This is a genomic window from Ideonella azotifigens, assembly GCF_021043325.1.
GTDB lineage: Bacteria > Pseudomonadota > Gammaproteobacteria > Burkholderiales > Burkholderiaceae_C > Ideonella > Ideonella azotifigens.
The window spans coordinates 1-14,118 of the sequence record NZ_JAJNKD010000022.1; the positions used below are offsets into that span (position 1 = coordinate 1).

Consider the following 14,118-nt stretch of genomic DNA (forward strand, 5'->3'; position numbering starts at 1 on the left):
CCGGCCAGCATTCGGGCATGGTCGCCAGCGAAGCAACGGCCTGATTCAACTGCCTGATTCAAATACCTCTTCAATTCACAAACGTCCTGGGAGAAATTCTGCATGTTCAAGAACCTGAAGATCGGCGTGCGGCTGATTGCCGGCTTTGTGCTGGTAGCCGCCATCAGTGCCGTGGTCGGTGCCATCGGCATCAACAACGCCGCGCTGATGAATGAGAAGGCCGACGCGATGTACACCAACGAGCTGATGGGGCTCTCGTACATCAAGGAAGCCAACATCAACCTGGTCTACATCGGCCGCGCGCGTGCGAACTTCCTGCTGGCCACCAGCCAGGCGGAACGCGAAAAGCACCTGGCCTCCATCGCCAAAAGCAGTGCCGCGATGAAGGAACTGCTGGAAAAGGCCCGCCCGCTGTTCTTCAGCGACCGTGCCAAGGAAATCTTCAGCAGCTACGCCAGCCTGACAACCGAATACGAACGCGAAATGCAGCAGGCGCTTTCGTTGGCGGCGACCAAGAAGCTCGCGGAGCGCGACGACGTCCTGGCCGCCCTGCTCGAAAGCGTGCGCGAGAAGGCCGACCGGCTGGACAAGATGCTGGACGAGCTGATCACGCAAAAGGAAGCGCGCGCCAAGAAGGCCTCCGAGGAAACCGAGGCCCTTTATCTCTCCGGCCGCACGCTGATGATCTCGCTGATTGGCGGCGGTGTGCTGCTGGGCGTTGCACTGGGCTGGTTGATCAGCCGCAGCGTGACCCGGCCGCTGAGCCGCGCAGTCGATGTGGCAAATCGCCTGGCCGAGGGTGACCTGACGGTCGACGTGCAGGTCGACAGCCGCGACGAGACCGGCCAGCTGCTGCAGTCCATGCAGCACATGATCACCAAGCTCTCGCAGGTGGTGACCGAAGTCAACGGTGGCGCCGAGTCGCTGGCCGGTGCTTCGGAAGAAGTGAGCGCCACCGCGCAGTCGCTGTCGCAAGCCGCCAGCGAGCAGGCCGCCGGTGTCGAGGAAACCAGCGCCTCGATGGAGCAGATGACGGCTTCCATCTCGCAGAACACCGAAAACGCCAAGGTCACCGACGGCATGGCCTCCAAGGCCGCGACCGAAGCGGCCGAAGGCGGCGAGGCTGTGAAGGCCACCGTTGCCGCGATGAAGCAGATCGCGCAGAAGATCGTGATCATCGACGACATCGCCTACCAGACCAACCTGCTGGCGCTGAACGCGGCCATCGAGGCCGCACGTGCCGGCGAACACGGCAAGGGCTTTGCGGTCGTGGCTGCCGAGGTGCGCAAGCTGGCCGAGCGCAGCCAGGTCGCGGCGCAGGAGATCGGCACTGTGGCCTCGTCCAGCGTGGAGCTGGCCGAGCGGGCTGGCCAGCTGCTGAGCCAGATCGTGCCCAACATCCGCCGCACCTCGGACCTGGTGCAGGAGATCACCGCCGCTTCGGAAGAGCAGTCTTCCGGCGTGGGCCAGATCAATGGCGCCGTGACCCAGCTCAGCCAGACCACGCAGCAGAACGCTTCCAGCTCCGAGGAGCTGGCCGCCACGGCAGAAGAAATGAGCAGCCAGGCCGAGCAGCTGCAGCAGACCATGGCCTTCTTCAAGCTGGCCGGCGGCCACCGCGACGCTGGCTTGCCGCGCCCGCGCCCCAACCCGCAGCGCCCTGCCCCCGCACGCCGCAATGCCTCACCGGGACGGCCACGCGCCGGCAATTTCCAGCCCGCCGCCAGCATGGCTTTTGCCGCGGCCAATGCCCATGTGCCCACAGAGAGCGTGGACGAATCCCAGTTCGCTCGTTTTTGACCCTGCCGCAGCGGGTGAACAGCAGATAAGCGGTCCTGCCAGACACCCTCCGCCCCCGCCCAGCAAGCCCAGCGCCTTCCTCGCCCCTTCTACCCAGAGACCGCCATGTTCCAAATCAAGACCACTCGCCAGACCCAGCAGGAAGCGTCGGCATTTGCCGCCGTCATCGACACCCAGCTGGCCAAGGTGCTGACGGCTGCTGCCGCTGGCGACCTGTCAGGCCGGGTCGACATGCGCGCACTGCCGCCAGCGCTGCACAGCACGGCGGAAGCCACCAACCGGCTGCTGGACGAATTGCAGGCCATGCGCGTCGACCTGGCCCGCATGGCCGCCGCTCACGAGCAAGGCGACATTGACGCGGTGATGGACACGACGCGCCCGCCCGGCGAGTTCGCCAACGTGGCGCGCCAGGTCAACGCACTGGTGGGCTCGCACATCGCGGTGAAGAAGCTGGCAATGGGCGTGGTGGCGGAATTCGGCCGTGGCAACTTCGACGCGCCAATGGCCGCGTTGCCCGGCAAGAAGGCCTTCATCACCGAGACCATCGAACGTGTGCGGGCCAACCTCAAGGGCCTGATCGCCGGCATGAACCACATGAGCGCCGAGCACGAGCGCGGCGAGATCGATGCGCTCATCGACACCCACAAGTTCGACGGCGACTTCCGCACCATGGCCCAGGGCGTCAATGAAATGGTCGGCGCCCACATCGGTGTGAAGAAGCTGGCAATGGGCGTAATCAGCGAATTCGGCCGCGGCAACTTCGAGGCGCCCATGGCCCAGCTGCCAGGCAAGAAGGCCTTCATCAACGACACCATCGAGCGCCTGCGCAGCAACCTCAAGGGCTTGATCGCCGAGCTCAACCACATGAGCACGGAGCACGACAAGGGCGACATCGACGTGGTCATTGACGCCAACCGCTTCGAAGGCGACTACCGCTCGATGGCCAAGGGCGTCAACGACATGGTCGCCGCCCACATCGCGGTCAAGAAGCTGGCGATGGGCGTCGTGGCCGAATTCGGCCGTGGCAATTTCGAGGCACCGATGCCTCAGCTGCCAGGCAAGAAGGCCTTCATCAACGACACCATCGAGAAGGCACGCAGCAATCTGCGCAGCGTGGTCGACGTGGTCGACCTGATGGGTGCGATGAGCCGCGGTGACCTCACCCGCACCGTCGAAGGCGAGTACGAAGGCACGTTCGCCGACCTGCAGACCTATGTCAACGCGATGATCGAGAAGCTGCTGCAGGTCGTCGGCGATGTCAACTCCGGCGCCGAGTCGCTGGTCAGTGCATCGGAAGAAGTCAGCGCCACCGCGCAGGCCCTGTCGCAGGCTGCCACCGAGCAGGCCGCCAGCGTCGAAGAGACCAGCGCGTCGATGGAGCAGATGACGGCTTCCATCTCGCAGAACGCCGAGAACGCCAAGGTCACCGACAGCATGGCCACCAAGGCCACCGCCGAAGCGGCCGAAGGCGGTGAAGCGGTCAAGGCCACCGTCGCGGCGATGAAGCAGATCGCCAAGAAGATCGTGATCATTGACGACATCGCCTACCAGACCAACCTGCTGGCGCTGAACGCGGCCATCGAAGCGGCCCGTGCGGGCGAACACGGCAAGGGCTTTGCAGTCGTCGCCGCCGAGGTTCGCAAGCTGGCCGAGCGCAGCCAGATCGCGGCCCAGGAAATCGGTGAAGTGGCATCGTCCAGCGTGGAGCTGGCCGAGCGCGCCGGCAAGCTGCTGGACCAGATCGTGCCGAACATCCGCAAGACCTCGGACCTGGTGCAGGAGATCAGCGCCGCTTCGGAAGAGCAGTCTTCCGGCGTGGGCCAGATCAACGGCGCCGTGACCCAGCTGAGCCAGACCACCCAGCAGAACGCCGCCAGCTCCGAAGAGCTGGCCGCCACCGCCGAGGAAATGAGCGGCCAGGCCGAGCAGCTGCAGCAGACCATGGCCTTCTTCAAGCTGGCGCGTGCCGAGCAGCGCCCGGCGCCCACCACCAACATTAAGCCCCGCGCCGCCGCGTCCGCCAGGAAATCGGGCACGGTGACACGCCGCAGCCCGGCAGTGTTCGCCCAGGGCCGCGCTGCTGCCGTGATGGCCACGGCCGAAGCGGTGGACGAGGCGCACTTCACGCGGTATTGAACCCCTCAAACGCCGGCATTGCGCTCGCGTACTTGCACGCTAGGAAAACCCTGTCATGTTGAAGAATCTCAAACTCGGACCAAAGCTGTTCGGTGCCTTTGCCGTGGTCCTGGTGCTGATGGCCGGCCTGGGGCTTTATGCCATTTCGCAGCTGGCTGCAGTCAACGCCTCCACTGTGGACCTGGCGACCAACTGGATGCCCAGCGTTCGAAACATCCTGCTGAGCAAATCCAACCTCAACCGGCTGCGGGTGCTGGAGTTGCGCAGCATCGTCGCTACCGAGGCCAATGAACTGGCCAACGCCGAGCGGGAAAGCAACGAGCGCATCGCCGCCACGCGCAAGCTTTGGGATGACTACGGCAAGCTGATTGCTTCACCCGAAGAGCAGAAGATGTACGACCAATTCAAGAGCGATCTGGACGTATTCCTGGCCGAGCACACAAAGATCGTGGCCCTGGGACGGCAAAACAAGAACGACGAAGCCAAGATGCTGCTCGACGCTGAATCCCTGCGGCGATACAACGCCTTGCGCGAGGTCGCCGACAAGCTCAGCGACCTGAACATCGATGGCGGTGTCAAGGCCTCCGAGCAGGCCGCCAGCAGCTACGCCAGCGCCCGAAACTGGGTCATTGCCATCCTGGGCATCTGCACGGTCTTGGGCATGTCCATGGCGTGGATCATCACTCGCGCCATCACGCGACCCATTGCCCAGGCGGTGAACGTCGCCAATCAACTGGCCCAAGGCGACATGTCGGTCCACATCGATGTCGAGGGCAAGGACGAAACCGCCCAGTTGCTGCAATCGATGAAAGACATGGCGGGCTCAACCGCGGCCAGCGTATCGGACGTGGTGCGGGTGATGGGCGCCATGGCGCAAGGCGACCTGACACAGCAGATCGAGGCGCAGTACCCCGGCGTCTATGCCGACCTCACGCGCTATGTCAACGCCACCGTGGTCAAGATGGCCGAAGTGGTGGCGGAAGTGAATTCCAGCGCCGAATCTCTGGCTGGCGCGTCCGAGGAAGTCAGCGCCACTGCGCAGGCCCTGTCGCAGGCGGCCAGCGAACAGGCAGCCGGCGTCGAAGAAACCAGCGCCTCAATGGAGCAGATGACGGCTTCCATCTCGCAGAACACCGAAAACGCCAAGGTCACCGATGGCATGGCCACGCGGGCCGCCACCGAAGCCGCCGAGGGCGGCGAGGCGGTCAAGGCCACGGTGGTCGCGATGAAGCAGATCGCGCAGAAGATCGTGATCATCGACGACATCGCCTACCAGACCAACCTGCTGGCGCTGAATGCGGCCATCGAGGCCGCCCGTGCCGGCGAACATGGCAAGGGCTTTGCGGTCGTGGCCGCCGAAGTGCGCAAGCTGGCCGAGCGCAGCCAGATCGCGGCGCAGGAGATCGGCACCGTGGCCTCGTCCAGCGTGGAGCTGGCCGAACGGGCCGGCCAGCTGCTGAGCCAGATCGTGCCCAACATCCGCAAGACCTCGGACCTGGTGCAGGAGATCACCGCCGCTTCGGAGGAGCAGTCTTCCGGTGTCGGTCAGATCAACGGCGCGGTCACGCAGCTCAGCCAGACCACGCAGCAGAACGCTTCCAGCTCCGAGGAGCTGGCCGCCACGGCAGAAGAAATGAGCAGCCAGGCCGAGCAGCTGCAGCAGACCATGTCCTTCTTCAAGCTGAGCGGCGGCGGCCAGCGCCGCCTGCCTCCAGCCCCGATTCGCCAGGCTGGCAAGCCGGCAGCCCGCAATGGCCGCCCGGCCCAGGCCGGTGGCGCGCGACCGCCCGTTGCACGCCCCGCCGCCATGGCCATGACCACGACCGACAGCATCGACGAATCTCAGTTCGCCCGCTTCTGATCGATCCCCAGCACTCAAGCCCACAGGACACCTCCCCATGAGCGCACTGGTTCCCCACACGTCTTCCGCCGCCCTCACCGCAGCGCAGGCACCGGCAACTGCCGAGCCCGGCCAGTACCTGACCTTCATGCTGGCTGGCGAGGTCTTCGCGATCGGCATCCTGGCGATCAAGGAAATCATCGAGTACCACAGCCTGACCGAGGTCCCGATGATGCCGGCCTGCGTGCGCGGCGTGATCAACCTTCGCGGCGCGGTGGTGCCGGTGATGGACCCGCTGGCGCGCTTCGGCCGCAAGTCCAGCGATGTCACCAAGCGCACCTGCATCGTCATCGTCGAGACCGAGGTCGACAACGATGGCCGGCTGGAACGCCAGGTCATCGGCGTGGTGGTCGACGCGGTCAACGAAGTGCTGGAAATCGCATCGAGCGACATCGAGCCGGCACCGGCCTTTGGCGCCCGCATCCGCAGCGAGTTCATCCAGGGCGTGGGCAAGGTCAAGGGCAAGTTCGTGATCCTGCTGGACGTGAACCATGTGCTGTCGATCGACGAAATCGGCCAGGCTGGCGGACCGGTCGCCGCCGAGGCGGCCTCGCTGGCGCACTGAGCGCCGGCCACCTTCTCTTTCAGTTTTTCCAAAGGTTCCCCATGAACTGGTTCCTCCGTCTCAAGCTGGCGCACAAGCTGCTGCTGACCTTCCTCGTCTGCTCGGTCCTGACAGGCATCGTCGGTGGCTTTGGCCTGCTGCGCATCACGGAGCTGGGCAAGTCGCTGGACAACACCTACACCGGCACCGTCGTGCCGGCGCAGTACGTGGCGGAAGCGGCTGCGCGCCTGACTGCGCACTCGCGCGCCATGGTGCGGCTGCCTGCGCTGAAGGAACCGGCCGATGTGAAGGACGCCGTCAAGCGCGCCGAAGCCCACATGGACAAGTTCCGCAAGGTGCTGGACACCTACCGCGCGACCGATCTGCAGCCCAAGGAAAGGGAACTGCTGACCAAGCTGGACGGCCTGATCCCGAACTACCTGGCGCAGAACAACAAGGTGGCGGACCTGGCCTCGGCCGGCAACTTCGCTGCCGCTGCCGAGCTGAGCAACGGCGATGCCCGCAAGGCCATCAATGCCGCCGAAGAAGTCGTCAGCCAGCTGATCGACGAACTCGCGTCGCAGGCCAAGGCTGCCAACGAAAACGGCCAGGTCACCGTCGAGCATGCCCGCATGGTCTTGATGGGCGTGGTCGCCGCGTCGGTGGTGCTGGCGGTGTTGCTGGGCCTGATGGTGACCCGCGTCATCTCGCGTGACCTGGGTGGCGAGCCGGCCCAAGCCGCCGAGCTGCTGCGCCGCGTGGCCGATGGCGACCTGAGCGCCGAGATCCACCTTCGCGAGAACGACACCCGCAGCATGCTGTTTGCCGTCAAGCAGATGATGACCCGCCTGGCCCAGGTGGTGGACGGCCAGCGTCAAGTGGTAGCCGCGGCCAACGCCGGCAACTTCGATGCACGCATCGACCTGAACGGCCTGCAAGGCTTCCAGCGCGACATGGGCGAAGGCCTGAACCAGTTGATGGCCACCACCGGCGCCAGCGTGCACGACGTCGTGCGGGTCATGGAGGCGCTGTCCGAAGGCGACCTGACGCAAGGCATCGAGCGCGACTACCAGGGCGCCTTCGGCCAGATGAAGGCCTATGTCAACCGCACGATGGAAAAGCTCGCCGAGGTGGTGACCGAAGTCAACAGCGGCGCAGAGTCGCTGGCCGGTGCTTCGGAGGAAGTCAGCGCCACCGCGCAGGCCTTGTCGCAGGCGGCCAGCGAGCAGGCTGCAGGCGTCGAAGAGACCAGCGCCTCGATGGAGCAGATGACGGCTTCCATCTCGCAGAACACCGAAAACGCCAAGGTCACCGACGGCATGGCCACCAAGGCTGCTGCCGAAGCCGCCGAAGGTGGCGAGGCGGTCAGGGCCACGGTGGTGGCCATGAAGCAGATCGCGCAGAAGATCGTGATCATCGACGACATCGCCTACCAGACCAACCTGCTGGCGCTGAACGCCGCCATCGAGGCCGCACGTGCCGGCGAACACGGCAAGGGCTTTGCGGTCGTGGCCGCCGAGGTGCGCAAGCTGGCCGAGCGCAGCCAGGTGGCGGCGCAGGAGATTGGCACCGTGGCCTCGTCCAGCGTGGAGCTGGCCGAGCGGGCCGGCCAGTTGCTGAGCCAGATCGTGCCGAACATCCGCAAGACCTCGGACCTGGTGCAGGAAATCACCGCTGCTTCGGAGGAGCAGTCCTCCGGCGTAGGCCAGATCAACGGCGCCGTGACCCAGCTCAGCCAGACCACGCAGCAGAACGCTTCCAGCTCCGAAGAGCTGGCCGCCACGGCAGAAGAAATGAGCAGCCAGGCCGAGCAGCTGCAGCAGGCCATGTCCTTCTTCAAGCTGGCCGGCAACGAAGTGCGCAAGCCGGTGCCTGCCCCCATGCCTGCCCCCAAGCCTGTGGCCAGGGCCAGCCGCAAGCCCAGCCCGCGCGTGGCGTCCGCGCCCGCCCCGGCGCTGGCCGTGGCGCACGGTCCGGACGAAACCCACTTCACCCGGTTCTGAACCCCTCCCGCAGCCGCCCACGCCTCGGCCCAGCATGACGCAGCACGGCAATACCCCCTGCCCGGTCGGCTCGCTGCTCATCGTCGATGACAGCGGCGTGCAGCGCATGCATGCCGTCGACCTGTGCCGGCAGTTCGGCGTGCCGCTGATCTACGAGGCCGCTACCGGCAGCGAAGCACTGGAACTGCTGGGCCTTCTGGCGCTGTCGCCGGACCTACTGATCGTCGACTTGGAAATGCCGGGCATGGACGGTGTGGAGCTGATCCAGCAGTTGCACCAGCGCCAGATCCACATCCCGCTGGTCGTGGCTTCGGTCCGCGAGCTTTCGCTGATCCATTCGGTGGAGCTGATGGCGCGCAACCTGGGGCTGCCAGTGCTGGGCGGGCTGCAGAAGCCGCTGACGCTGCCGCCGCTGCAAGCCATGCTGCAGCGCTTTGGCGAGCTGGCGCGCTGCCAGGGCGCCGCCGCACCGGCTCCTGCGAACCCGGCCGTCAGCATCTGCCGCGAGGAGCTGGCCTCGGCCATTGCCCGCGGCGAACTGGGCGTGCATTACCAGCCCAAGGTGGACATGCGCACCGGCATCGTGCGTGGTGTGGAGGCGCTGGCGCGCTGGCACCGGCACGGCACGGGCTTTGTGCGGCCCGACCTGTTCGTGGCGCTGGCCGAGGAAGAAAACCTGATCCACGAACTGACGCTCTCGGTGATGGGCCAGGCCCTGGCCCAGGCCGCGGAATGGAACGCCCGGGGGCTCAAGCTGTCGATGGCAATCAACCTGTCGCAGCGCCTGCTGGACCGGCCCACGCTGGTCGATGAAGTCTCGGCGCTGGTGCAGCAACGTGGCCTGAAGGCAGACCAGGTGGTGCTGGAGATCACCGAAAGCACGCTGGCCGACCGGCTGGGCACGGCGCTGGGCGCGCTGGCGCGGCTGCGGCTCAAGGGCTTCGGCCTGTCGATCGACGACTACGGCACCGGCTTCTCTTCGATGCAGCAGCTGGCCCGCATTCCGTTCACTGAATTGAAGATTGACCGCTCCTTCGTGCACGGCGCACACCAGCGCAGCAACCTGCGGGTGATCCTGCAGTCGGCCCTCGAACTGGCGCGCCAGCTGGGCCTGGTCACGGTGGCCGAAGGCGTCGAGACGCTGGAGGACTGGCGGCTGCTGCAGCAAGGCGGCTGCAACGTCGGCCAGGGCTACCTGATTGCCAAGCCGATGCCGGCCAGCGAGATGCTGCTGTGGATCAAGCGCCACCAGCCGCGCCTGCGCGAGCTGCGTCACGAATCGACCGGCGCCGGCCCCTCTCCCGAGCTGCCGCCGGAAAACCCTGCACTGCAGTAACCCGCGCAAGTTGCCGATAAGTTCTTCGATGAACACGACGATCACCGACACCGAATTCGGCCACTTCCAGCGCTTCATCTTCGAGGCCGCCGGCATCACGCTGTCGCCGGCCAAGAAGGCACTGGTGAGCGGCCGTCTGTCCAAACGCCTGGCCGCCCACCAGCTGTCCACCTACGGCGAGTACTTCAAGCTGCTGCGCGACGGCTCCGCGCCAGCCGAGGTGCAGACTGCAGTGGACCTGTTGACGACCAACGAAACCTATTTCTTCCGCGAGCCCAAGCACTTCGACCTGCTGCGCGAGCTGGCCACGGCCGCCGCTGCGGCGCGCGGCACGCAGCCGTTCCGCGTCTGGAGCGCCGCCTCGTCCACCGGCGAAGAGGGCTACAGCATCGCGATGGTGCTGGCCGACTGCCTGGGCAGCGCTCCCTGGGACGTGCTGGGCACCGACATCAGCACCCGGGTGCTGGCCAAGGCCCGCACCGGCCACTTCCCGCTGGAGCGCACCCGGCTGATCCCGCCGCCCTACCTGAAGCGCTTCTGCCTGAAGGGCCACGGCGAGCAGGAAGGTACGCTGCTGGTCGAGCGCGCACTGCGCCAGCGCGTCAGCTTCGTGCATGCCAACCTGAACACCGAGCTGCCGCGCCTGGGGCAATTCGACGTGATCTTCCTGCGCAACGTGATGATCTACTTCAATGGCGACACCAAGCGCCAGGTGGTGGCACGCGTGCTGTCGCTGCTGAAGCCGGGCGGCCACTTCTGCATCGGCCACTCGGAAAGCCTGAACGACATCAACAACTCGGTGACGCAGGTCGCGCCGTCCATCTACCGCAAGCCCCTGTGATGCCGGACTTCCGCCCCCTTCAACAGACGCCCGGCAGCTGTACGCTGGCAAGCCAAGCCCGCTGCGGCTGACTGGCCATGGACCCTTCCCAGAGCCCCGCGCCGCCGCCTTCCGGCAGGCAGGGCGATGTCTTCCTGCAGCCGGGCGAATTTTTTGTCGGCGACGCGCAGCACCGCATCCGCACGCTGCTGGGCTCCTGTGTGTCCATCACCTTGTGGTGCGCCACCAGGCGCATGGGCGCGATGTCGCATTTCCTGCTGGCCAAGCGCGGCCGGTCGCGCCACGCCGACGAGACGCTGGATGGCCGCTATGCCGACGAGGCCTTGCGCCTGATGCTGGACCTGCTGGCCCGGCGTGACGTGAAGCCCGCCGACTGCCAGGCCAAGATCTTCGGCGGCGGCGAAATGTTCCCCGAGAACAAGCCCAGCAGCCAGATGGGCATTGGCCGGCGCAACGGCGAAGCAGCGCGCAGGCTGCTGCAGGGCCATGGCATCCAGGTGGTGTCCGAAAGCCTGTTTGGCAACGGCCACCGCCAGATCATCTTCGACGTGGGCAGCGGCGACGTGTGGGCGCGCCAAATGGCGGTGCAGACCGAGTCCCCGGTGCTGCCTGCCCTGCCCTTCCCGCTTGGCACACCGTTGCCGTCCGCGCCCCCGTCCACTTCAAGCTGAGCGGCCCCGCGCCGCCGGAGACAGTCAACAATGCAAGCTGCTATCAAGGTCATGGTGGTCGACGATTCCGCCGTCGTACGGCAGGTCGTCGCCGGCATGCTGAGCGCAACGCCCGGCATCGTGGTGATTGCCGCGGTGGCAGACCCGCTGCTGGCCATGGAGCGCATGAAGCAGCAGTGGCCCGACGTGATCGTGCTGGACGTGGAAATGCCCCGCATGGACGGCATCACCTTCCTGCGCAAGATCATGAGCGAGCGGCCGACGCCTGTCGTCATCTGCTCGACGCTGACCGAAAAAGGCGCCAAGACCACGCTCGAAGCCATGGCCGCCGGTGCGGTGGCCATCGTCACCAAGCCCAAGCTGGGCTTGAAGCAGTTCCTGGTCGAAGCCAGCAACGACCTGGTCTCGACCGTCAAGGCCGCCGCGCGCGCCAATGTGCGCCGGCTCTCGCCGCGGGCCGAAGGCGCAGCGCCGCTGACCGCGCCGGTCAAGCACACCGCCGACGTGATCCTGGCCCCCGCCTCGGGCAGCCCGCGCGCGATGGCGCAGACCACCGAACGCGTGATCGCCATCGGCACTTCCACCGGCGGCACGCAGGCACTGGAAGAAGTCCTGACCATGCTGCCGCGCGTCTCGCCGGGCATCCTGATCGTGCAGCACATGCCGGAGAAATTCACCGCCGCCTTCGCGGCCCGGCTGGACAGCATCTGCCAGATCCAGGTCAAGGAAGCCGAGACCAACGACCGCATCGTGCCCGGCCGCGCGCTGATCGCCCCCGGCGGCAAGCACGTGCTGATGAAGCGCAGCGGCGCGCAGTACATGGTCGAGGTGGTCGACGGGCCGCTGGTCAACCGCCACCGGCCCTCGGTCGACGTGATGTTCCGCTCGGTGGCCAAGGCCGCCGGCGTGAATGCGCTCGGCATCATCATGACCGGCATGGGCGACGATGGCGCCGCCGGCCTGCTGGAAATGCGCAACGCCGGCGCCCGCACCGTGGCCCAGGACGAAGAGAGCTGCGTGGTCTTCGGCATGCCCAAGGAAGCCATCAAGCGCGGCGGCGTCGAGCGCATCGTGCCGCTGGGCGGCGTGGCGCAGGAAATCATGAAGCAGCTGTGAGCCAGCCTCAGGACCGGGCCGGCGGGGCCAAGGCCGGTTCGGTGCCGCCGGGCGCCGGCGACAGGTCCAGCGTCCGGAACTGCCAGCCGGCCGAACTGCTGTGCCGGCCCACGGCCCTCAGCAGCGCGCTGCCGCGTGGGCCGCTCAGCCTCAGGGTCAGCACGGCACTGTCGTTGTCCACCCGCGAAGGACCGCCTTGCGTGGCGCGCAGCGGCGTGCCCAGTTGCTCGACGATGTGCCGGTCCTGCCCTGCAGCGGCCAGGGCCGCCAGGAAAGCCAGGCTGTCGGAAATGGCCGGCACGGGCGGCAACATGGGCGGCGGCGGAGGCACTGGTGGCAGCGGTGGCGGCTCGGCGGCCCGCCTGGCCACCCACTGGCGCACAGCTTCGTCGATCGGCGCAGGCTCGCCGCCCACGCTGTAACTCTCCTTCACGCCGCCACCAAAGCCGGCCCACTGCTTGTAGACGCGCTCTTGGGCGCCCTCGCCTTCGTGCAGCTCAAACGAGTTGCCCACCGGGCTGTACCAGTGCCCGGTGACCAGCGGCAGCATCGCGCTGCTGGCAGCCGAGGCCGGTGCCGCAGCGGCCGCCGGCGCGGGCTGGGCCACGGGCGCCGGCTTTGGCAGGGCGGAATGGGCCGGCGCTGGCGCAACTCCGGCGACCGGCGCCACCCCGGCAACCGGCGCCACGCTGGCCACAGGCGACGGCGCGGCCACGGTAACCACCGGCTTCGCAGGGACGCGAACCGCAGTTGTCGGCGGCAGCTGCGCGGCCAGCAGCGCGCCGCCAAACAGCAGGCCGCAGGCCGCCAGCAGCCCGGCCTGCAGGCGCCAGTGCAGCCGCGGCTGCGGCCGGGGCGACAGCAGGCGCGTGACCCGGTCCAGCAGCGGGCCCTGCGCCGCCGTGAGCGCCAGCGCGCCGATGGCCCGCTGCCCGGCCGCTGATGCGCCGGCCAGCATTGCCAGCCCTTCGGCCAGCGGCAAGGCCTGGCCGCCGCAGGCCACCACGGCCAGGTCGTCACAGGCATGCTCGCGGGCCTGGCGGATGCGCCGGCTCAGCCACCACACGGCGGGGTGGAAAAACAGCAGCGATTCGGCCGCGCACTGCAACCCGTTCCACAGCCAGTCGCGCCGCTGCACATGGGCCAGCTCATGCGCCAGCACGGCTTCGAGCTGGTCCGGCGACAGACCTGTCAGCGCCGAGGCCGGCAGCCACACCAGCGGGCGCAGCCAGCGCGCGGCGCAAGGCGTCTCCAGTTGCGCCAGCAGGCGCACTTCGACCGGCCGCACCAGCCCCAGCGCACGGCTCAGCCGCCGCACCCGCTGCGCCCACTCGGCCGGCAACGGCTGGAACGGCTGGCGCTCCAGGGCCCGCACCTGGCGCAGGCCCAGCGCCACGCGCAGGCCCATCAGCGCCACGCCCACGAGCCATGCCCCGGCGAGCCAGCCCGGCAGCCAGCTGGGCAGCTGCATCAGCTTGGCGCCGATGACCAGCACCGCCGGCCCGGCCTCGGCCCAGTCCGTCGCCGCCACGCCACCGGGTGCGTCCGCCGGCCCCTGCGGGGCGAAGGCCGACACGAAAGTGGCCGCCATTGCCGCCGGCATCGTCAGCAGCGCCAGCATGCCCAGCGCATGCCGCGCCGCCGCCCGCTGCGGGCCCAGCCAGGCCATGCCGGCTGCCGCCAGCAGGGCCAACAGCGTGCCTTGCCACAAGGCATGCAACAGGCTCAGCGCGAGCGCGGCCTGGATGTGTTCGAAGAGATTCATGGGGGC

General features: G+C 67.4%; 10 protein-coding genes. 9 read left to right on the plus strand and 1 reads right to left on the minus strand.

Annotated elements, in window-relative coordinates:
* The first annotated feature begins 102 nt into the window (after positions 1-102).
* The 9 genes from LRH25_RS29020 (at position 103) to LRH25_RS29060 (ending at position 12,347) form a co-directional block, all read left to right on the plus strand.
* The gene (locus LRH25_RS29020; RefSeq protein WP_231013017.1) at positions 103-1,800 is read left to right on the plus strand and encodes a methyl-accepting chemotaxis protein; all 1,698 of its coding nucleotides are present in this window, start codon (positions 103-105) and stop codon (positions 1,798-1,800) included.
* Positions 1,801-1,905: 105 nt separating this feature from the next.
* Positions 1,906-3,936, plus strand: a complete 2,031-nt coding sequence (locus LRH25_RS29025; RefSeq protein WP_141290059.1) for a methyl-accepting chemotaxis protein — start codon at positions 1,906-1,908, stop codon at positions 3,934-3,936.
* Between the two features lie 55 nt (positions 3,937-3,991).
* On the plus strand, positions 3,992-5,797 hold the full coding sequence (locus tag LRH25_RS29030; protein WP_231013018.1) for a methyl-accepting chemotaxis protein: 1,806 nt from the start codon (positions 3,992-3,994) through the stop codon (positions 5,795-5,797).
* A 37-nt stretch (positions 5,798-5,834) separates the two neighbouring features.
* Positions 5,835-6,401: a chemotaxis protein CheW gene (locus LRH25_RS29035; RefSeq protein WP_231013019.1), complete on the plus strand. Its 567-nt coding sequence runs from the start codon at positions 5,835-5,837 to the stop codon at positions 6,399-6,401.
* 41 nt (positions 6,402-6,442) lie between these two features.
* The gene (locus LRH25_RS29040) at positions 6,443-8,383 is read left to right on the plus strand and encodes a methyl-accepting chemotaxis protein (protein ID WP_231013020.1); all 1,941 of its coding nucleotides are present in this window, start codon (positions 6,443-6,445) and stop codon (positions 8,381-8,383) included.
* Between the two features lie 34 nt (positions 8,384-8,417).
* A complete protein-coding gene (locus LRH25_RS29045) occupies positions 8,418-9,719 on the plus strand; it encodes an EAL domain-containing response regulator (RefSeq protein WP_141290060.1) in 1,302 nt (433 codons plus the stop codon).
* Between the two features lie 28 nt (positions 9,720-9,747).
* A complete protein-coding gene (locus tag LRH25_RS29050) occupies positions 9,748-10,560 on the plus strand; it encodes a CheR family methyltransferase (protein WP_141290061.1) in 813 nt (270 codons plus the stop codon).
* Between the two features lie 77 nt (positions 10,561-10,637).
* Positions 10,638-11,231 carry a chemotaxis protein CheD gene (locus LRH25_RS29055; protein WP_141290062.1) on the plus strand — a complete coding sequence of 198 codons (594 nt, stop codon included), beginning with the start codon at positions 10,638-10,640 and terminating at the stop codon, positions 11,229-11,231.
* Positions 11,232-11,261: 30 nt separating this feature from the next.
* On the plus strand, positions 11,262-12,347 hold the full coding sequence (locus tag LRH25_RS29060; RefSeq protein WP_231013021.1) for a protein-glutamate methylesterase/protein-glutamine glutaminase: 1,086 nt from the start codon (positions 11,262-11,264) through the stop codon (positions 12,345-12,347).
* A gap of 7 nt (positions 12,348-12,354) precedes the next feature.
* Here the strand turns inward: LRH25_RS29060 and LRH25_RS29065 are convergent, their stop codons facing one another.
* A complete protein-coding gene (locus LRH25_RS29065) occupies positions 12,355-14,112 on the minus strand; it encodes a M56 family metallopeptidase (protein WP_231013022.1) in 1,758 nt (585 codons plus the stop codon).
* Positions 14,113-14,118: the final 6 nt, after the last annotated feature.

Bases quoted from the DNA above. Each gene is read 5' to 3' on its own strand.
- LRH25_RS29020 (WP_231013017.1), top strand. From the start codon at position 103: ATGTTCAAGAACCTGAAGATCGGCGTGCGGCTGATTGCCGGCTTTGTG.
- LRH25_RS29025 (WP_141290059.1), top strand. From the start codon at position 1,906: ATGTTCCAAATCAAGACCACTCGCCAGACCCAGCAGGAAGCGTCGGCA.
- LRH25_RS29030 (WP_231013018.1), top strand. From the start codon at position 3,992: ATGTTGAAGAATCTCAAACTCGGACCAAAGCTGTTCGGTGCCTTTGCC.
- LRH25_RS29035 (WP_231013019.1), top strand. From the start codon at position 5,835: ATGAGCGCACTGGTTCCCCACACGTCTTCCGCCGCCCTCACCGCAGCG.
- LRH25_RS29040 (WP_231013020.1), top strand. From the start codon at position 6,443: ATGAACTGGTTCCTCCGTCTCAAGCTGGCGCACAAGCTGCTGCTGACC.
- LRH25_RS29045 (WP_141290060.1), top strand. From the start codon at position 8,418: ATGACGCAGCACGGCAATACCCCCTGCCCGGTCGGCTCGCTGCTCATC.
- LRH25_RS29050 (WP_141290061.1), top strand. From the start codon at position 9,748: ATGAACACGACGATCACCGACACCGAATTCGGCCACTTCCAGCGCTTC.
- LRH25_RS29055 (WP_141290062.1), top strand. From the start codon at position 10,638: ATGGACCCTTCCCAGAGCCCCGCGCCGCCGCCTTCCGGCAGGCAGGGC.
- LRH25_RS29060 (WP_231013021.1), top strand. From the start codon at position 11,262: ATGCAAGCTGCTATCAAGGTCATGGTGGTCGACGATTCCGCCGTCGTA.
- LRH25_RS29065 (WP_231013022.1), bottom strand. From the start codon at position 14,112: ATGAATCTCTTCGAACACATCCAGGCCGCGCTCGCGCTGAGCCTGTTG.